18 protein-coding genes and 1 pseudogene are annotated in these 18,850 nt (G+C 71.6%); 7 read left to right on the top strand and 12 right to left on the bottom strand.

Annotated features, from left to right (window positions below; genetic code table 11):
* The 12 genes and pseudogenes from ACL02O_RS29265 to ACL02O_RS29320 all read right to left on the bottom strand — a co-directional run.
* The coding region (locus ACL02O_RS29265; RefSeq protein WP_412821405.1) for a DEAD/DEAH box helicase at nt 1–835 on the bottom strand (835 nt) is incomplete at its 3' end.
* A 112-nt stretch (nt 836–947) separates the two neighbouring features.
* Entirely contained in the window at nt 948–1,274 is a 327-nt protein-coding gene (locus ACL02O_RS29270; RefSeq protein ID WP_412821406.1) for a hypothetical protein, read from the bottom strand.
* 23 nt (nt 1,275–1,297) lie between these two features.
* Nucleotides 1,298–1,885, bottom strand: coding sequence for a hypothetical protein (locus ACL02O_RS29275; RefSeq protein ID WP_412821407.1), 588 nt, complete (start codon nt 1,883–1,885; stop codon nt 1,298–1,300).
* Nucleotides 1,882–2,196, bottom strand: coding sequence for a hypothetical protein (locus tag ACL02O_RS29280; protein WP_412821408.1), 315 nt, complete (start codon nt 2,194–2,196; stop codon nt 1,882–1,884). The genes ACL02O_RS29275 and ACL02O_RS29280 overlap by 4 nt, the downstream gene beginning before the upstream one ends.
* 32 nt (nt 2,197–2,228) lie before the next feature.
* Nucleotides 2,229–3,083 carry a peptidoglycan recognition protein family protein gene (locus tag ACL02O_RS29285; protein WP_412821409.1) on the bottom strand — a complete coding sequence of 285 codons (855 nt, stop codon included), beginning with the start codon at nt 3,081–3,083 and terminating at the stop codon, nt 2,229–2,231.
* A 174-nt stretch (nt 3,084–3,257) separates the two neighbouring features.
* A pseudogene (locus ACL02O_RS29290) lies at nt 3,258–3,401 on the bottom strand (DUF397 domain-containing protein); the annotation flags it as partial.
* A gap of 51 nt (nt 3,402–3,452) precedes the next feature.
* Complete coding sequence (locus ACL02O_RS29295; RefSeq protein ID WP_412821410.1) at nt 3,453–3,707, bottom strand: hypothetical protein; 255 nt, start codon at nt 3,705–3,707, stop codon at nt 3,453–3,455.
* Nucleotides 3,708–3,878: 171 nt separating this feature from the next.
* Entirely contained in the window at nt 3,879–4,265 is a 387-nt protein-coding gene (locus tag ACL02O_RS29300; RefSeq protein WP_412821411.1) for a recombinase zinc ribbon domain-containing protein, read from the bottom strand.
* 208 nt (nt 4,266–4,473) lie between these two features.
* Nucleotides 4,474–4,731, bottom strand: coding sequence for a hypothetical protein (locus ACL02O_RS29305; protein WP_412821412.1), 258 nt, complete (start codon nt 4,729–4,731; stop codon nt 4,474–4,476).
* Between the two features lie 225 nt (nt 4,732–4,956).
* On the bottom strand, nt 4,957–5,805 hold the full coding sequence (locus ACL02O_RS29310; RefSeq protein WP_412821413.1) for a helix-turn-helix domain-containing protein: 849 nt from the start codon (nt 5,803–5,805) through the stop codon (nt 4,957–4,959).
* Entirely contained in the window at nt 5,802–6,323 is a 522-nt protein-coding gene (locus ACL02O_RS29315; RefSeq protein WP_412821414.1) for a DUF6879 family protein, read from the bottom strand. The genes ACL02O_RS29310 and ACL02O_RS29315 overlap by 4 nt, the downstream gene beginning before the upstream one ends.
* Nucleotides 6,320–6,694: a hypothetical protein gene (locus ACL02O_RS29320; RefSeq protein ID WP_412821415.1), complete on the bottom strand. Its 375-nt coding sequence runs from the start codon at nt 6,692–6,694 to the stop codon at nt 6,320–6,322. The genes ACL02O_RS29315 and ACL02O_RS29320 overlap by 4 nt, the downstream gene beginning before the upstream one ends.
* A gap of 156 nt (nt 6,695–6,850) precedes the next feature.
* Here ACL02O_RS29320 and ACL02O_RS29325 point away from each other — a divergent pair, with 156 nt between their 5' ends.
* From ACL02O_RS29325 to ACL02O_RS29355, 7 genes are all read left to right on the top strand, one after another.
* Nucleotides 6,851–9,670: a phage tail protein gene (locus tag ACL02O_RS29325; protein ID WP_412821416.1), complete on the top strand. Its 2,820-nt coding sequence runs from the start codon at nt 6,851–6,853 to the stop codon at nt 9,668–9,670.
* Nucleotides 9,671–13,483 carry a hypothetical protein gene (locus ACL02O_RS29330; protein WP_412821417.1) on the top strand — a complete coding sequence of 1,271 codons (3,813 nt, stop codon included), beginning with the start codon at nt 9,671–9,673 and terminating at the stop codon, nt 13,481–13,483.
* The gene (locus ACL02O_RS29335; RefSeq protein WP_412821418.1) at nt 13,461–14,543 is read left to right on the top strand and encodes a hypothetical protein; all 1,083 of its coding nucleotides are present in this window, start codon (nt 13,461–13,463) and stop codon (nt 14,541–14,543) included. The genes ACL02O_RS29330 and ACL02O_RS29335 overlap by 23 nt, the downstream gene beginning before the upstream one ends.
* Nucleotides 14,540–15,460 carry a glycine-rich domain-containing protein gene (locus tag ACL02O_RS29340; RefSeq protein ID WP_412821419.1) on the top strand — a complete coding sequence of 307 codons (921 nt, stop codon included), beginning with the start codon at nt 14,540–14,542 and terminating at the stop codon, nt 15,458–15,460. The genes ACL02O_RS29335 and ACL02O_RS29340 overlap by 4 nt, the downstream gene beginning before the upstream one ends.
* Nucleotides 15,461–15,661: 201 nt before the next feature.
* Complete coding sequence (locus tag ACL02O_RS29345; RefSeq protein ID WP_412821420.1) at nt 15,662–16,588, top strand: hypothetical protein; 927 nt, start codon at nt 15,662–15,664, stop codon at nt 16,586–16,588.
* A 63-nt stretch (nt 16,589–16,651) separates the two neighbouring features.
* Nucleotides 16,652–16,954, top strand: a complete 303-nt coding sequence (locus ACL02O_RS29350) for a hypothetical protein (RefSeq protein WP_357327090.1) — start codon at nt 16,652–16,654, stop codon at nt 16,952–16,954.
* A gap of 1,130 nt (nt 16,955–18,084) precedes the next feature.
* A partial coding sequence (locus ACL02O_RS29355) for an AAA family ATPase (protein WP_412821421.1) occupies nt 18,085–18,850 on the top strand: 766 nt, incomplete at its 3' end.

An 18,850-nucleotide genomic window follows, 5' to 3' on the forward strand; every position in this document is an offset into this window, starting at 1 on the left:
GAGTGAAGACTGGGTTCGCACTGGTCGGCGGAATGATCGGGCGGATCAAGATACTGCCGTACGAGACATAGACCAAGCAGCTTGGAATGACATCCCGGATCATTGAGTATCGGAACGTCCAAGGGGCCGGCAGCTGAGCCAACACAGCGTCGAGTCGGCTGACCATTTCGGGCTGGCGCAGCGGAACCACCAGGCGAGCGCTGCGGTACATGCCCGGGTCTGGCGTGTAGTCACGCAGGCGTTGCAGCGGGATTCCGTCGATAGCCGGGGCGACTACATCGAGTAGGTCGCTGTACGCCTTCTCGTTCGTGGACCTTCTGATGTGGATTGCGTACTGCTCGCCGACGTATTGCTCACCAGCATGGGCGTCGTCAAAGAGCAGCAGCTCGGGGACGGCCAGGTGAGGGTTGCTGTTGAAGATTGTGTTGTAGGTCGTGACGGCTACCGCTTCAGCAGCCTCATACGCGGCCCTGTCCAGCGTCGACCAAAGGCTATGGCTGCCGACCAAGGTGACGGCAGGGACGCCTTCACGAGCCGCCACCTTCGCCACCTGCTGAGCAAGCTGCTGAGTGGGGCAGGCGTAGGCCACCCGAGCCGTTCGAGTGAGCCTTATCCAGTTAGCGATCACCAGACCCGGCAGAGTCTTGCCCGTACCCGTCGGCAGTTCCAACGCCAAGTCGGGGTCCGTGGCGTGATCCGCGGCGTATACCCGAAGGAGATCCCCCTGATGGGTCCACAGGCCGGGCACCGCGTCTGGTCTGCGCGGCAGATCTCGGTACAGGGCCTCGGGGCTGGTGGCGGTTACGATCTTCTTCGCCCCGCCTTTGAACGCCATCCTCATCCTCTCCAGCCACCATCATCAGTCCGGCAAGTCTATTGGCCGGCGTGGGCTCGAGATAGGGAGGAGGGCGGCCCCGGTTCGGGGCCGCCCTCCTCGGCGCGCGGGGTCAGGGCCGGAAGCCGTCGCCCCGGAACAGGGTGGAGCCGGGATCGCGGCGCGGCAGCGGCCCCGCCGACGGCTCGTGGATGGGCGCCGACGCCAGGAACGGCAGGTACCGGCGGAGGAAGTCGTCGACGCCGGGGATCGCGAGGACGCGGGTCACCGCGGCCGCCACGGTGAGGGCTTGGGCGATGAGCGGCACGGCCTCGATGCCGGCGACGGCGGCGACGGTCGGCAGCAGCGACAGCAGCGCGACCACCGCGGCGAAGACGGTCCGGGCGACGGCCCGCCACGGGTGGCGGGTCTGCGTGGTGGGGGTCACGGGGTTGGTCATGGGTCTGCCTCTCCTCGGGTTGTTCACACACAGACGTCGAGCAGCGGGACGCACACCAGCACCGGGCTGGGCCGGGGCGTCGGCTTGGGTGCCGGCGGGCCGGGCGGCCCGCCGGGGCCTGGCCGTCCAGTGGGACTGGCCGGGCCGGGAACTGGTGCCGGGCGGGGCGCGCTCGACGTCGCGCCCCGCCGGCCTGGTGCCGTGCCGCCGCCGGGTACGGGGGTGCCCGTCGGGGACGGGGCCGGGTGCGGGGCGGTGCACCCGTACCGGCGGCGAAGGTCCTGCACGGGCGGGTCCCGGGGCACCACCCGGTCCAGCACGACGCACAGGTCCCGGCGGGTCTGGGCCAGCCGGGCGTCCCGCGCCTGGTCCGCTGCGGCGGCGGCCTGCCGCCGCTGGGCCTGGTCCTGCTCCAGCGCGGCCACCCGACGGTCCATGCTGGCGTTGGCCAGGGTGACGGCGATGTACGCCGCCGCCGCCGCGCACAGCAGCGGCAGCACGGCGTAGAGCACCAGCAGCTTGGCGAGCTGCCGCCGCGGGTTGTGCACGACGAGCCCCGGCTCGTCGGTCAGCAGCCCGTACGACCGCGGCTCACCGTGGCGCCTGGTCACCGGCGGACCTCCTGCCCAGCTCGTCGGGGTCGAGGCCGGCGGCGAAGACGTCCAGCCGCAGCCGCGTACATGTCGCGGTACCGGGCCAGCTCCGACTCCAGGAACTGGTTGCGCTCCTCCAGCCGGGTCAGCCGCTCGTCGACCCGCTTGTCGAAGTTGGCCTCCCGCTGCACGTCGGCGGTGCGCAGGGTGCCCCGGAACCCGAGCAGCGCGGTGACGACCGTCGCCAGCACCGCCAGGGCCCCCACCGCCACGGTGAGGCCGGAGACGTCCCCGCCGGAGGCCCTGACGATCTGCGCCGCCAGCCACACCTACCTGCCCCCTCACCGGACCGGCTGGGCGCTCACCGCACCGGATTGCGGTATGCGGCGTCCCAGGTGTTGCGGCCGATCAGCCCGTCGACGTCCAGCCGCTGGTCGCGCTGGAACGCGTCGGTGAGTGCCCGGTACTCGGGGCCGTAGATGCCGTCGTTGCCTGCGTCGCCGAGCCACCGCTTGCCCTTGCCGATCGACCAGCCCCGGCGGCCGAGCTGGGTGGCCCATTCGCGCAGCCAGGCGCGGTCGGTGCGGCCCCGGAAGTAGCGCTCGTGCAGGCCGGAGACCGAGTAGGCCGGGCCGGACGCCGGGCCGAAGTACCAGCCGGCGGGCAAGGGGAAGGCGATCGGCGTGCCCGGCGCGGGCCGGCCGGCGGCCGGCGGCTTCGGCTGCGGGGCCGGCGTCGACCCGACGATAGGCAGGCCCGCCTTGAGCCAGGCGTAGATCTCGTCGCCGGGGCAGGAGGTGGAACCGCGGTCGCGGTGGCCGAGCAGCGTGAGCCGCCGGCGCTTGCGGTCGTTGGCCTCCTCGTAGAGCCACTTGAAGGCGCGGCGGGCGGCGTCGGAGACGTCCTGCTTGCCGGCCTGGTCCTTGCCGATGATGCAGACGCCGATCGCCTCGGTGTTGTGGCCCTCGCAGTGCGCGCCCAACGTCGACCAGCCTCGACCCTCGAAGAGCTCGCCGGTGACGCTGTTGATGAGGAAGTTGTAGCCGATGTCGCTCCAGCCCCGGACCCTCATGTGGTAGTCCTGGATCTGGCGCGGGGTCTGCGTCCCGCTCGCGGCGGAGTAGTGCCCCATGAAGACGGTCCGCTTCGACCAGGGCACGGTCGAGCGGGACTCGGGTGGGCGGGCGCCCCATTCGGCGCGGCTGATGATGTCCACTGGTGTCCTCCCGGCAGCGTGGATCGTCTGTCGGGGGACAGCGGCTCTTACGGTAGCGGCCCGGACTGACGGGCGCGGGGCTGGACGCAGGCCCGCCGGCCGCCGCTGCGCGGACAGCGGCGACCGGCGGGGGTCGTGCGGAGGCCGGCCACAACGCTGGGGCCGGCCTCCGGGTCAGCGAGCGTGCGCGGGCAGGTCGAACTCGCCCGCCTTCGCGCCGGCGATGAAGGCGTCCCACTCGCCCGCGTCGAAGACGCGGGTCGGGCCGTCGGGGTCGCGGCTGTTGCGCAGCTCGACGTTGCCGCCGCCGAGGACGCGGACGTCGACGCGGACGCTCCTATTTCCGTCAAGTGGGGCGGGTTGCCCGGCTCAGGCGAGTCCGTAGAGCCGGTTGAGGTCGAGTAGGTGGTGACCGAGGACCGAGGAGGCATGTAGGTCGAGCACGAGGACCAGGAACACGTTGTGTGTCTCGCAGTCGACCAGGACGTGTTGGTGTACCCCGTCTGGCGACCGCCAGGCGTAGGTGACGCGGCCTTCGGAGAAGTCGTGCCCGTTGAAGTCGACTTCGGGGATGGAGTCGAAGTAGGGCCAGAAGTCGAAGGGGGGTTCCTGGTCCGGGCCCACTCTTGTGGGGTGGGGTCCCATCGTTGCCTTGTACTCGTCCTCAGTCAGTAGCGGTGGCACCAGGCAAGGATGCCTGGTCCAGAGGTGGCGACGCGAGCAGGTGGAAGGTTTCACGTGCGATGGTGTCCACGGTGGTGCCCCTTCCCGGCGCTCCCGTCGCGGCCCGGCGGGTCAGGTGCGCCAGATGTAGCGCAGGTCCTCGGGGGCGTTGGCGCGGACGACCACCTTGACCAGCAGCTGCTCCAGCACGGATTTGCGGAACGGCGGGGCGATGCCGGCGAGCGTGGCCCGGCGCTCGGCGGCGGTCCAGGTGACCGCCTCGACGGCCTCGGCGGGCAGCGCGACCTGTCGGCAGCCCTGGCCGCACTTGTAGGTGCGCTGGCCGCGACCGGGGTGCGGGTGCATCGGCAGGTCGCAGGGGCCGCACCACAGCAGGGTGCGCAGCAGGTACGGGTCGGTGCTGGCGACCATGCGATCCGGGCGGCCTTTGGCCTTCCAGGCCGCGCGTCGCCCGCACAGTGACGTACCGGCGAGCAGGCCGTCCCGGTTGGCGCTCACCGCTGGCCCCCGTTGCCGCGCCACCGCTGCGCCGGAGTGGTGAGCAGCCCGGCCGCGCGCCAGTCGATGACGGTCGGCGCGTTCCAGGCGGGCTGCTTAACGGGAAGGGTGGGACCGGGCGTCGCTGGGGGACCCGACGCCCGGTGGCTGAGGTTGGCGCTGCGACGGCGGTCCCACCGGAGCCAGCGGCGCAGGCGGCCGGGGCGGGTCACAGCGCCCACCCGTAGGCGGTGAACTGCACGCTCTCGGCCCAGCTCGCGGAGTTGCACGGCCAGGCGTTACGGCACCAGGTGCAGCGGCGGTCGTTGACGGCGATGAACGGCCAGGCGAAGCCAACGCGGACGACAGGGCCGTCGGGCTGGTGCGTGGCGAGCATGTGCCCGGCAAGGGTCAGCCTCTCGCCGGGGCTGAGGACGAGGTAGCCGTATCTGGGGACGACCTCGCCGGGCGGCGGGGGCGGGACCACGAGCTGCTCCCGAAATGGAGGGGAGCCCGAGCGGCCTGCCGAGGCGGCGCCGGACCTGCCGCTGTGTGATTGGCCCCGACCGGTAGATAGAACGACCACGAGTAGCCCCCAGCCTTCTCTGAACCCGGGCGCTCATCAGTGATCGAGCGGTCACTGTGCATCACGCCCACCAGCGACCGTATGGGCGGTCACCGATGGCGTGCGAGGACGTTGCACGATGTTGCATCAACTGGCGTCGTCGTCCAGATCCCGGAGCGCTCTCGTGATGAGGGCCCGCGCCTCCCGGCCGTAGGCGGCTGACCCGGCGAGGCGTTCGAAGGCCCGACTGTAGACGGCGATGTCCCGGGGCTGGGTCAGCTTGAGTTCTGCGGAGATGGTTTCGACGAGGACGGTCTTCGCGTCAAGGATCCAGAACCCGTGCATGGGGAGAAAACCGTGTACGGCGCGGGTGGGAATGACACCCAGGTGAACGCGGGGGAGGGTCGAAAGGGCGAGCAGCCGGTCCAGCTGACCGGCGAGTACGTCGGGAGGCGCGACGCCCAGAGTCAAAGCGGCCTGGCAGAACACCATGTGGAACCGGTGGTCGCCCCGGTAGAGGATGCTCTGACGCTCCATTCGCGCGGCGACGCCTTCTTCCACGTCGTCCGGCAGATTGTGAAAGTCGATGAACGTGCTGAGGATGGCGGCGGCGTACTCGGCTGTTTGCATGAGTCCCGGGATGAACTGCGGCTCGAATGCGCGAAACAGCTTGGTGTCAGCCTCGAAGCGGACGCTTTCCCGTTGCCGTGCCCGCGTGCCGGACCTGAGTAGCCGCCGCCACTCGACGAACATGGTGTCGATCGAGCGGACGACCGCGACGAGGTCCGCCGCCTGGTCGTCGGCCCCGCAAAGCCGGCACCACGTGCGTACGTCCTCCTCGGAGGCGTTGATGACGCCGTGCTCCAGCTTGGAGACCTTCGTGTAGTGCCAACCGGCGCCTGCGGCAAGCGCTCTGCCCGTCAGGCCGGCGTCCTGCCGGATGTCCCGGAGCCTGACCCCCAGCGCTTCCCGGGCCTGACGGGCAGGTGTGCTCACGTCGTTTCAGGTCGGTACTCGGCGTACGGAACCGCACGCGGCCACAGGTCGTCACGGGTTGCCCGGTACAGGTTCAGCTGCTCTGGATCGTCCTCTACGGCGTAGCCGGCACCACGCCCATCCGGCTTGAACAGGCTGAGGACGAGCACGTGGTCATCGAAAAGCCAGCAGTCCTCGGCGGGCAGGGTGTGTTCGGCTACCTGCGCACGCGGAAGGTACCTGACTTCCTCGCCGGCCTCGATGTTGCCCGGGTCCAGCTCCATCGCCCAGCGCATGTAGTCCGACAGGGGCTCCGTCACAATGCGCAGCCGCTGAACCTGAGTGCCTGCCGACGTCACCTCGCTCATGAAGGACAGCCAGTCCTTCCGCCATGCGAAGTCGTCCGGTATGCCGCGCAGCCACAAGTCAAACGGAACGTCCTCGTCTTCGACGTGGTACGTGTCACGCAGCTCCAAATGCCACGCACGGGTGTCGGGGCGGAACATCGACCGAAACTCGGCACTGGTGATGGGTTTCATCGACTGCTGGCCACCAGATTCTGCATTTGGCGAGCCGGAACCTCGACACAGGTTTCGTGACTCGGGATGTCCATGAGAGCGAGAGCGGCCTCGTCGGTTACCCGCGCGCCCTGAATGATGTAGTTGCCTTCCGTGGTGACGTCGATGATGGGCGCCTCGATCCGGGTCACTTCTGCGTCGAGGCCGTTCTTGGCCAAGTGGCGCATCAGCGGGGCGGGCACCTCAACGACTGTCTCCTGGTCTGTGTCTAGGGCGAGGATCGCGGGATCGGCAACCTTCCAGCCCTGCACAACGTAGCTGTCTCGGTCTGTGGCGTACAGCGTGGGGGATTGCCCGCCCGTCGACTCCTTGCCCAAGAACGTTAACCGCATGCCCCTGCCTCCTAGCGATAGTTGCACGTTGTTGCCCGTCCGCTGATCGTGAGCCGCTGCGCGTGCAACGTCAAGGGATCGTCTTGGCCGCTAGCGGTGCGGACAGACGGCCGCAATAGTTGATTGCGACCGCCGAAGCTGGCCTACGCTGGGGGCGTGGCGCTGGGGCGTGCGTACATCGAGATCATCGGCGACGTAAAGAAGTTCGCGCCGGACCTGAAGCGCGGGCTGAAGTCGGCGCTGAAGATCGGGGCGCTCGGCGCGGTCGCCTCCAGCGCGACGGGCAGCCTGGTCGGCCTGGCCGGTGCCCTGACGCAGGTCAGCGGCGCGGCGTTCGCCGCGCCCGGAGCGGCGGCCGTCTTCGGGGCGGCGATGGGCGCGTTGAAGATCGCCACCGCCGGCTTCGGGGACGCGCTGGGCGCGGTCGCCGAGGGCGACGCGAAGGCGTTCGAGAAGGCGCTGGAGAACCTGTCGCCGCAGGCGCAGAAGCTGGCCCGCGAGTTCATGGCGGTGCAGCCGGCGATCGAGGGCGTGCGGACGGCGACGCAGGACGCGTTCGCCGCCCCGATGATCGGGCAGGTCAAGCAGACCGCCTCGGTGCTGGCCGGGCCGCTGCGCACCGGCCTGGCCGGCGTCGCCGCCGAGTACGGGCTGGCGGCGCGGCGGGCGCTGGAGTTCGCACGCGAGGGCGCCACCGTGTCGGTGCTGCGCGGCGTGCTCGGCACGACGAAGGACGCGGTGGCGAACCTGGCCGTTGCGGTGGGGCCGCTGCTGGCCGGGTTCCGCGACATCGCCGTGGTGGCGCTGCCGTCGCTGGGCCAGCTGTCCGGTGTGGCCGGCGGGCTGGCGGCGAAGTTCGGCGGCTGGCTGTCGGCGATGGCGCAGAGCGGCGCGGCCACCGCGGCGATCCAGACCGCGCTGGGCATCCTGCGGCAGCTCGGCCAGGTCGCCGGCAACGTCGGCGGGATCCTCAGCTCGGTATTCCAGGCGGTCAGCCAGGCGGCCGGCGGCGGCGGGCTGCTCGGGAACCTGGTGATGGCCACCGGCACGCTGCGGGAGTTCTTCGCCTCGGCGGAGGGTGCGACGGCGTTGCAGGGGGTGTTCGCCGCGCTGGGCGCGGCGGCGTCGGGCCTGCCGCCGGTGCTGATGACGCTGCTGGGGATCATCGGGCAGTCGATCGTGCCGGCGCTGATGCCTCTGGTGCAGGCGGTCGTGCCGGCGTTGCAGGCCGTCGCGACGGCGCTGGGGCTGGCGATCGGCACGCTCGGCGCGGCGCTCGGCCCGGTGCTGTCCGCCCTGTCGGTGGGCATCCAGGCGCTCGCCCCGTCGCTGGGCCCGATCGCGCAGGTGATCGCGTCGATCGCGCTGGCGGTCGCGCCGCTGCTGCCGGTCATCGGTCAGCTGGTGACCATGCTGATCGGCCCGCTGGCGACGGCGCTGGGCGCGCTGGGCCCGCTGATCGGGCCGCTGGTGTCGGCGCTGGCCCCGGTGCTGCTCCAGATCGGGCAGACGCTCTCTGCGGTCCTCGCCCCGGTCGCCGGGCTGCTCGCCGAGCTGTTCACCCAGCTGGGGCCGCCGCTGGGCCAGGTCGTGGCCGCGCTGGGCGGGGCGCTCGCCCCGATCCTGGCGCAGGTCGCACCGCTGGCCGGGGTGCTGGTGAACGCGCTGATGCCGCTGATCCCGACGATCGTGTCGCTACTGCCGCCGATCATCGAGATCGTCGTGGCGCTGACCCCGCTGATCGGGGTGATCGCGCAGCTCGCGACCATGGCGATCCAGGTCGCGGCGCCGCTGATCCAGCTCGCCGCGATCCTGTTGCAGTTCCTGGCGGCGCAGGCGATCGCGCCGCTGATCTCGGCGATCGCGGGCGCGCTGGCGTGGCTGCTGCAACCGCTGTCCGGGGTGTCGAGCTGGCTGTCGCAGATCAGCGGCTGGCTGGCCAGCATCGACTGGGCCGGGGTCGGGTCGGCGATCGGCGGGGCGTTCTCGTCGGCGTGGAACGCGGTGGTCGGGTTCTTCACGTCGATCGGGCAGTGGTTCGCCGAGCTGCCCGGGAAGATCGGCGCGTTCCTGGCGAGCCTGACGGGTCTGCTGTGGAACCTTTTCACCGCGGCGCTGGGCATGGCGCTCCAGGCCGTGGGCGTCGGCATCGGCCTGCTGATCTTCTCGGTGACGACGCTGCCCGGCCTCGTCCTTAACGGACTCAAGGCGCTGCCGGGCTTGCTGGCCGGGTTCTTCACCCAGCTGTGGGCCAGCGCGCGGACGCTGACGACCTCGGGCATCAACGCGGTGGTGTCGTTCGTGACCGGGCTGCCCGGCCGGATCATGTCGGGGCTGTCGCGGCTGCCAGGGATCCTCGCCGGGGCGCTGTCGTCGGCGATGAGCGCGGCGCGCAGCGCGGCGTCTAGCGGCGTGAGCAACCTGGTGTCGTTCATCGGCGGCGTGCCGGGCCGGCTCGCCGGGCTGGCCGGGAAGTTCGTGTCGGCGGGATCCAGGCTCATCAGCGGGTTCATGAACGGGCTCAAGAACGTCGGCGGGTTCATCGGCGACGTCGCCGGGTCGATCACGTCGGCGATCACGGGGTTCATCAACCGGGTCATCGGCAAGATCAACTCGGGCATCGCGTCGATCGACGCCAAGCTGCCGGGGTCGCTGCCGCGCATCCCGATGCTGGCCAACGGCGCGATCCTGCACCGGCCGACGCTGTTCGTCGGCGGTGAGGCCGGCGACGAGGTGGTGGTGCCGCTGACCCGGCCGCGCCGGGCGCGGGAGTTGGCCGAGCAGTCCGGGCTGATGCGCCTGCTCGGCGGAGACCGCGGCGGGTCCGTGGTGTTCGGGCGCGACGCGATCCGCGTGACCTTCGAGGGTGTCCTGCCGAGCAGGCAGGAAGCGCTGGACACCGGCCGGGCGGTCGGCGAAGGCGTGTTGCAGACGCTGGCCCGCAGGGACGTGGCCACGACCGTGAGGACGATCTGAGTGGGCGAGTACAACCCTGACCGGCCCTACGTGCTGGGGATGCAGTGGGCGCCGCTGGTGGCCGACGCGGTGCAGCTCGACACGGCCAGCGAGGTCGGCTACACCCTCCGGGCCCGCACGACCCACCCGGCGGGCGATGGGCTGCGGCGGGTCCGATTGCAGCTGTCGAGCCCGCCGCCGGGCCTGGCGGACCGCAAGGAGCTGCTGGTCAACCTGTACCCGGCGGGCCGGGTGGCCGGCACCGGCCCCGTCCGCAAGCTGGTCATCCCGTGCGGGTCGGGGTCGCTGCTGACCGGGGCGACACTGGCCGGCGGCTCGTCGACGCCGAACGACGCGGTGAGCAACCCGGCGGACCCGCGGTACATTGCCCTGACGGGCCCGAACGCGGCGGCCCGGTTCTGGTTCGAGACGACGTACTCGCCGACGGCGTTCAAGCTGTCGGGCCGGCGGATCCTCGACCTGTCGGTGCTGTACGTGATCTCGGGCCCGTTCGCCGACCTGGCCCCTGCGCTGACCCTCGGCCTCGAGCGCCCGTCGGCCGGCGTCAACTGGATCATGGACGAGACGCTGAACGGCCCGGCCGAGCACTACGGCGGGACGGCGATCGGCCGGTCCAGGCTGGGCGAGCTGAACCCGTGGTGGGACACCACGGCGGCGCCGACGGCGCAGCGGGGCCGGGTGCCGTGGCGGGCGGTGAACGTCGGAGGCACCGGCCCCGTGGCGGCCGGCCTGAGCGCGCTGGCTACGTCCGGCGGGACGAACATCAACGTGCGGCTCCAGACCAGCGCGGCCGCCGCGGCAGGCGCCGTGTTCAAGGTGCACTACCTGGCGCTGGAGGTCACGTACGGGGTCGAGAACAGGATCGGCGGCGGCGGCCTGGACATCTCGCAGGGGCCCACCGGCGTCATCCCGCCAGGGACCGCCGCCGTCACCGGGTTCTACTACGACGTCCCGCTGTGGGAGGTGCAGAAGATGGTCGGCGGTGTGGAGCTCACCGCCGGCCAGGAGTACGTGGTGACGGTCGGCCAGGCGTACGTGGGGCAGAAGTCGGTGGCGTCGCCCGTGCCGGTGAAGGTCGACCGGCTCGGGTCGGTCGAGCCGTTCCCGTCGCACCGCGGCGTGCTGCTGCGCAAGACGCTGCGCGCCGGGCAGACGCCGACGGAGGAGACGGTGCAGGAGATGCCGTCGATCCTGCTGCTGACCGGCGCGGTGGCGCCGGGCACCCCGGAGCTGAGCAGCCACACCTACATGAAGCAGGTGGTGGCCACCGTGTCCCGAGAGACGGGGACGTCGGACACCTTCCAGCACATCGTCGAGACGCAGGTGGGCGATTGGGTGTGGGCCCGCTTCTACGCCCGGCACCTGCCCGGCACCCTGGACCCGCTGGAGCTGACGATGGTCGACGGCGACAACCCGAGCGTGCGGCTGAGCACGCCGGCGCGGATCACGGTGGAGGAGTTCGACGCGCTGCCGGAGATCGCTGACGGCTGGCGGGAGGTGACGGTCCGGCTGCCCGCGCCGTACCTGTCCGACGGGGTGGGCGACATCAGCTGGTGGGCGTGGACGAGCAACGCCGACCCGCAGGCGCCGTGGCAGGTGTTGGGCGCGGACGCTGACCCGGCCATCGAGTCGTACGGGTCCGTTGGCGTCGGTCCCGGGGGCGCTGGTGCGGCGACCTATGGCGACGACGCCCAGGTCTATGCGGCGTACGACGGGCAGCGGGACCAGGCGGCGGACCTGACGCTGATGTTCGCGCAGGAGATGGACGGGGTGCTCGGCCTCGACGTGCAGCCGGCCGTGCAGCCGCTGACCGTCGTCGACGACCAGTGCAACCGGCCAGCGGCGAAGATCCCGACCGGCATCCGCTACCACCGGCTGTCGTGGCTGGCGGTCAACACCGCGGTGGTGGCCGGCTGGGGCTACTACGAGGTGCAGCGCCAGGACGACACGATGGCAGCCGACGAGTGGGAGACGGTCGCGAAGGTGGTCGAGCCGTCCGTGACGGCGGTCGACGACTACGAGGCGCGGGTGGGCGTCGAGTCGCGGTACCGGATCAGGATGGTGCACCGCCTCGGCATCGCCGGGCCGTGGTCGCCGCCGGTGGCGGCGACGATCGCCGCGCCGGGCGTGGAGGGCCGCAACGTCGACACCGGCGTCCTGATCCTGACCAGCAACCACAACCCGGCCGGGAACCTCGCGTACGTCGAGAACTTCGACCGGTCGACGGTGGAGGAGTTCACCTTTCCCGAGGCGGGCCAGGTCGACCTGCAGGAGATGTTCGACCGGGACTACCGGACGGCGTTCCGGCCGCTGGAGCGCGGCGGCGTCGAGTTCACCCGGACGGTGCTGGTGAACACGGCGGCGGTGCCGCCGGCCACGATGGACCGCGGCTTCACCGACCTGCGCGACCTGGCGTGGGACACGGTGCCGTACGTGTGCGTGCGGGACGAGCTGAACAACCGGTGGCTGTCGACGCTGCTGGTGCCGTCGGCGTCGGTGAAGCGCCGCAAGGCGGGGCAGCTCCAGCTGGCGCAGGTGCAGGTGGTGGAGGTGACGGCGACGCCGGCCCCGCTGGACGGCGGTCCGGCCCCGTGCGAGGGCCTGCGGCCGGACGGCCAGGTGTCGTCGGTGACGGCGAGCACGCCGGCGCCGGCGGCCGGCCTCGCCCCGCTCGTGTTCGAGGACCTGTTCAACCGGAACGTGACGGGGGGCCTGGGGAACGGCTGGACGATCATCGAGGGCGCGGCGGCGGACTACTCGGTGGCCGCCGAGGCGGCGACGATCAACCTGGCCGGCGGGGGCTCCCGGACGGCGCTCGTCGGCGCGGGCTGGGAGGACGTCGACGTCGAGGCGCGGTTCCAGTTCAGCGCGGTGGCGACGGGCCAGCCGATCAACGCGTACCTGATCGGCCGGGCCACGACCAACAACACGCATTACCGGGCGCGGTTGGCCGCGCAGACGGACGGCAAGCTGGGCGTGGCGATCGAGCGGATCGTGGGCGGCGCGCTGACGAACGTCACGGCGCTGGCGACGGTGCGGGCGACGGACGGCATCAACCTGCTCAGCTACCAGGCGGGGCCGTGGTACCGGATGCGGTTGCAGGTCCGCGACGCGGCGGTCCGGGTGGCGGTGTGGCCGGACGGGCAGGACATGGCGCGGTGGGAGCAGTCGGGTAAGGACACCGCCATTGCCGGCGTCGGGCAGGTCGGTGTGCGGGGCGTGCTGACGGCCGGGAACACGAACGCGGCCCCGACGGTGAAGGTCGGCGACCTGTCGGTGAGGCAGCCGGGGTCGAACGACCTGGACCTGCGGGTGGAGCTGCGGCCGACGGGCGACCAGTGGACGGCGGAGCTGTCGCGGACCGACGATGGCGGCGCGACCGGCTGGAAGCTGACCGCGGACCCGGTGCAGACCTGCCTCAATCTGTGGGGCGGCCCGGTCGGGTTCACCGGCTGCGACGAGACGCGGGAGCTGGTGGTGACCCGGCAGCGGCGGTGGCTGCGGGTGACGTACCGCAACGATGTCGCCGGGCAGGGGGTGGCACAGTTCTGGGCCTCGGACGACGGGGTGGCGTGGCAGGCGTTCAGCACCGTGTCGGCGCCGCCGGAGCCGCCGACGCTCGACCCGGGGCAGCTGGCGGTGGTGCTGACCGGCGCCGTGACGGTGGCCCGGGCCGAGGTGCGGCAGGGCGTCGACGGGCCGCTGCTCGCCAGCCCCGCCTTCGAGGTCCAGCCGGCCGGCACGACGCAGGGCGCCGACGCGCAGGGCAACGTGTGGGAGGTGGACGGCCGTGGCATCTGCGCCCCCGCCTGACCTGCTGGACCTGCCCGCCTGGCGCGGGCAGCGGTCGGCGTCGTTCCGGTTCGACCTGATCGACGGGCGGACCGGCGTGCGCCGGGGTGAGCTCACGCCGCTGCGAGACAGCGCGCCGAGCCTGAGCCACGACAGCACGTCGACGATCCCCCGCCGGCTGTCCGGGGTGACCCTCGGCGTGGACGACGCGAAGCGGATCAACCAGCTCACCGACCGGATCGCGCCCCGCATGGTGCTGGGCGACAGCAGCTCGTACCAGCTGGGCCGCTACCTGGTGTCGGACTCGGCGGACCTGGTGACCAGCGCCGGGTCGACGGCGCCGCTGACGCTGCTGGACGAGATGTTCGTGGTCGACCAGGAGCTGGACGTCGGCTTCGACGCGGGCGGGCAGCTCGTCGACCAGGTGGCGGCGCGGCTGGTCGACGGGCTGCCGATCGGGCCGCTGGCGGTCGACGCAACGGAGTTCACGTCGGTGGCCGCCTGGTCGCCGGGCACGTCCCGGGCAAACGCGCTGCGGGACCTGGCCGCGTCGGGCGGGTACTTCATGCCGTGGTTCAGCCATCGGGGCTGGCTGCGGATGCGGCGGGCGTTCGACCCGGCCGACCAGGCGGTGACGATCGACCTGGACGCCTCCCGGCGGGCGATCCGGGGGTCGATCTCGCGGGGCACGGACCTGCTGACCGCGCCGAACCGCTTCGTGGCGGTGTCGAACGACCCGGGCTCGGACGCGGAGCCGGTCGTCGGGGTGTACGACGTGCCGGCGTCGGCGCCGCACTCGATCGCGCAGCGCGGGTTCGTGCTGCCGAAGACGGTCGACGTGCAGGTGCGCTCGCAGGCGCAGGCGACGGTGTACGCGCGGACGCTGGGGCTCCAGCAGACGGTGTACGAGGTGGTGGAGCTGAGCACCCCGGTGGACCCGCGGCACGACGCGTACGAGGTGGTGCGCTGGGACGGGGCGAAGTGGCTGGAGGTCGGCTGGACGATGCCGCTGGCACCCGGCGGGGAGATGCGGCACACGCTGCGGCGGGCGTACCCGGAGACGGAAGGCGGGGAGGCGTGAGCGAGGGGAAGGTGCCGGGCCTGGCGGTGCCGGTGAAGGCGCTCGCCGAGGCGGTGCTGGAGAAGGCGATCCGGCTGGGCCTGACGTGGCGGCTGAGGCCGGCGACGGTGACGAGCGTCGCGGGCGACGGCACGATCCGGGCGCTGCACGACGGAGACACCCAGGCGATCCGGGTGACGTCGATGATCGGCGCCGTTCCGGTCCGCGCCCGGGTGATGGTGCTCAAGACGCCGCCGGCCGGGAACCACATCGTCGGCCTGGTCGGGTCGCCGGGTGCGGGCGCCCCGACCGAGCCTGTGCAGACGTTCACCGCGGACGGCACGTTCACCGTGCCGGCCGGCGCGCGGTGGATCCGGGCGTACGGGGTCGGCGGCGGTGGTGGCGGCGGCGGGGTGACCGGCGCGACCGGCGGCAACGGCGCGGGCGGGGGCGGCGGCAGCGGCGGGTACTGCGAGAGCGTGTGGGCGGCGGCGGAGCTGCCGGCGCAGGTGGACGTGACGGTCGGCGTCGGCGGGGCGGCCGGTGCTGCGGGCGCGGCCGGCGGGCAGGGCGGCGCGACGAGCTTCGGCGGGCTGTGGACTGCCGGCGGGGGCCTGGGCGGCGGGGGCGTGACCGCGAACGCGACGGACACGTCGGGCGGGCGCGGTGCGGGCGGCAGCGCGAACGGGGGGAACGTGCGCAACGCGCCCGGCGAGGCCGGCGGCCCGGGTCGGACCCTCGACAACCGGCACCTGTTCATGGCGCGGGGTGGCTCGTCGCTGCTCGGTCCCGGCGGCGCGTCGCCCGTGTCGACGAGCGGGAACGGTCCGCAGTCTGACGGGTGGGGTGGCGGTGGTGGCGGCGCGATCGCGAGTTCGGTGTCGCGGACGGGCGGCCCGGGGAAGGGCGGCCTGGTGGTCGTGGAGGTCATCTACTGACCGCCTGACCTGGTCTTGGAAACAGCGCAGCCCCGGACCGCGAAATCCGGGGCCGTGCTGCGTTCACGTGGAGACACCAGCATAGCGGCCGGGTGCGACGGCGAGCAAAGAGCCGCGCCGTCGTACATAAAACATTGACGCCAGAGATCGATTCATATACAATGTCTTTGTACGTCTCGCTGTCTCTACGAGGAGGAATGGATGGGCAAGGCATTGGTCGTGGCCTGGGGCCACGAGTACGTGGACGAGGTGGTGGACACCCTCGGCGACGTGGAAGTGGACGTCGTCGTCGGGAAGCCGACCGTCGCGCAGTGGCGGCAAGCGCCGCTCGTGGTGGTCGACGCCCGCGTGCAGACCCTCGCCGCAGGGATGCCGGCGCACCCGCGGATGGTGGTGGTCGCCCCGGAGAAGCTGGACGGCGACCGGCTGGCCGCCGCGTACCGCGGCTGGGCGGCCGACTACCCGGACGCCCCGGTCTACCACCTGCCGCACGGCGCGGAGGCCGTCCGCCAGCTGGTCGCCGAGGCGGCAACGGGGCAGACGCCCGAGGTGCGGATCGGCGTGGTCGGCGGCCACGGCGGCGCCGGAGCGACGACCCTCGCGGTGGCGCTGGCGCTCGTCGCGGCAGAGGAGGGGCGGCGTGCGCTGCTCGTCGACGCGACCGGGCGTGGCGGCGTGGACGACCGGCTCGGCACTCCGGCCGAGGGCCTGCGGGTGGTCGACGAGCCGTCTAAGCCGCTGCGGCCGGTCGACCGGTACGCGGCCGACGTGAAGGTGGTCGACCTGGACCGGGCGCTGGACGCCGGGCAGGTCGAGGTGGCCCGCCAGTGCGACCTGGTGCTGCTGGTCGCCAACGTGCAGCGCAACGCGACGGGGACCCGGTGGGTCGCCGCCAAGCTGTCCGAGGCGGGTGTGCGGTGGGCGCTGGTGCCGACGTGGATGCACGACAAGGCGGGGCAGGAGCTGGCCGGCGAGTTCCGGGTGCGGTTCATGGACGAGGTGCCGCTGGAGCCGCCGTCGATCTTCTCGGACGGGCGGGTGCACCTGCTCGACCGGTGCTGTCTGCTCGACTTGGCGCGGGACCTGCTGCGCGCCGCGCCGTACGCCGCCGCCCGGGTGGCGGCCTGATCGTCCCCGGCGGGTGCCGTACATTGACCTTGTACGGACACCGGCCGTGGGAGGAGAGGAACAGTGAAGGTGAACCAGGCGAAGCTGAAGGCGGTCACGCGGAGGATCGCGGCCGACCTGATGACGCCGGGCCCGGTGGAGATTCCTTCGATGGTGGGGCTCAAGGAGATCGTCAGGATGTTCGGCGTGAAGGACAACACGCCGTACCAGTGGCGGTCGAAGGGCCAGCTGCCCAAGGAGGACGGCGAGGTCAGCAACAACCCGCAGTGGAAGCTCATGACGATCTACGCCTGGGCCGAGGAGACCGGCCGGACGATCGTGTGGGACCCGTGGGACGTGCTCGAAGAGGCCGATGAGGCGGCGTAGCTATGAGCAGCGTTGAAGCCATTGCGGCCGTACACATCGGGTGTAGGGTGCCGGAAAACGTCTCGACCCCGCCAGGCGGTCATCTGGCGGGGCCGAAATGGACGTACCCGGAACGAAGAACGGGTCGCACGCGCATCGTACGCCAGTTCGGGCGACGGTGCGCTGGCGGCGCTGCACAGAGAGGCCGCCTGCATGGTGGACCGGTGGACGGTCGAGCGTGCGGTCAGGAGCGAGGAGTGCGACTTGGACCCGCCTGGCCGGCACCTCGTCCTGACGCTGCTCACGTGGTCCGACGCGGCCACGGCGATGATTCCGGAGCAGTTCACGCCCAGCCTGACCGACCTGGAGCACGCGACGGGCATGGCCCGGTCGACGGTCGCGGCGTGGCTGAACCGGCTGGAGAAGAAGTGGGTGTGGCGCGACCGGCCGAGTGTGGCCGACGCGCGGCGCAAGAAGGCGAAGACGGTCTACCGAATGGCAGTGCCGCCGGAACTGTTGCGCGTGCTCTCCGAGAGGGGCGTAGTTGGTCCGCGTGCCGGACCAGCGGCGCCCGAATCGCCCGGGTCTGGTAGTCCGGTGGACGGACCAGTGAAGGGCGCTTCTAGTCCGGGTCGCGGACTAGAACTAGTCCGTCAGGCGGACCGAGTTGGTCCGCCACGCGGACGCAAGACATACAGGGAACAAGAAACGGTTGGGGTCCGCGCCGCGAGCGGTGTCGACCACCGCTACGTCGAGGGGCCGAATGGCTCCTGTGCCTATCCCGGATGCAGGAAGTCGGCTCCGCTGCACGGGCCCGCGCTGCGGGCCGTGCCCGAGGAGGGAAGGAGAGTGATCGGGGAGTGAGGGTGTACCTCGCGCCGGTCGACGTTGCGCAGTGCGCGGCGTGCAGCGGCGTGCTCGTGGCCGCCGGAGACGACTGGCGGCACCGCGAGGACACGGGTTGCACCGAGCTGGCCACGCCGGTGATCTGCTGGCACCCGGACTGCGGCCTGCCGGCCGCTGTCGGGAGTGAGCCTTGCGGGGGCTGCGCGGGTGCTTTTTCGTCGGTCGATGGTGTCGGGTCGCAATGCTCGACCGCGACCGCATAAAGTCTATGTAGGACCGTTCGTTCACGTGGAAAGGAACGAAGGATGAGTTCACGGTTCATGCCGGCCAGCCGGAAGAAGGCGAAGGGCCGGATCGCCCTCGCAGGCCCCAGCGGCGCGGGCAAGACGCTGACCGGGTTGAAGCTGCTGTACACGCTGACCGGCTCGGTGACCGTCGCTGACGGCATCGAGCGGATCGCGTTCGTCGACACCGAGCGGGACTCGGCCGACAAGTACGCGGTGAACCCGGAGCTGCCCGGCGTCGGCGACATGACGCCCGAGGAGGCCGGTGGCTACGGCTTCTCGAAGATCAGCCCTGTGCGGTACGACCCGCGGCAGCTCGTCGAACTGATCGACGAGGCGGCGGTGGCCGGGTACACGGGCTTCATGCTCGACTCGGCCTCGCACTACTGGTTCGGGCCGGGCGGCATTCTGGAGCTGGTCGACCTGTTCGCCCGCAACCACGGCGGCCGGTCGATGGACGGCTGGAAGGACGTGCGCCCGATCGAGCGGGCGTACATCGAGGCGCTGATGAGCTTCCCCGGGCACGTCGTGGTGTGCCTGCGGTCGAAGCAGAAGTACGAGGTCACCGAGGGCAGCGACGGCCGCAAGAAGGTGTCGAAGCTGGGCTTGCAGCCCGACCAGCGCGACGGGCTGGAGTTCGAGTTCGACCTGGTGGGCGACCTCGACCAGGACCACTACCTGCGGGTGACGAAGAGCCGATGCGACGCGCTCGCCGACCAGGTGATCCACAAGCCGGACGCGGAGCTGGGCTTGCAGCTGCTCGACTGGCTGGAGAACGGCGAGAAGC

Origin of the sequence: Micromonospora mangrovicola (assembly GCF_047200535.1) — a bacterium.
Lineage (GTDB): Bacteria > Actinomycetota > Actinomycetes > Mycobacteriales > Micromonosporaceae > Micromonospora.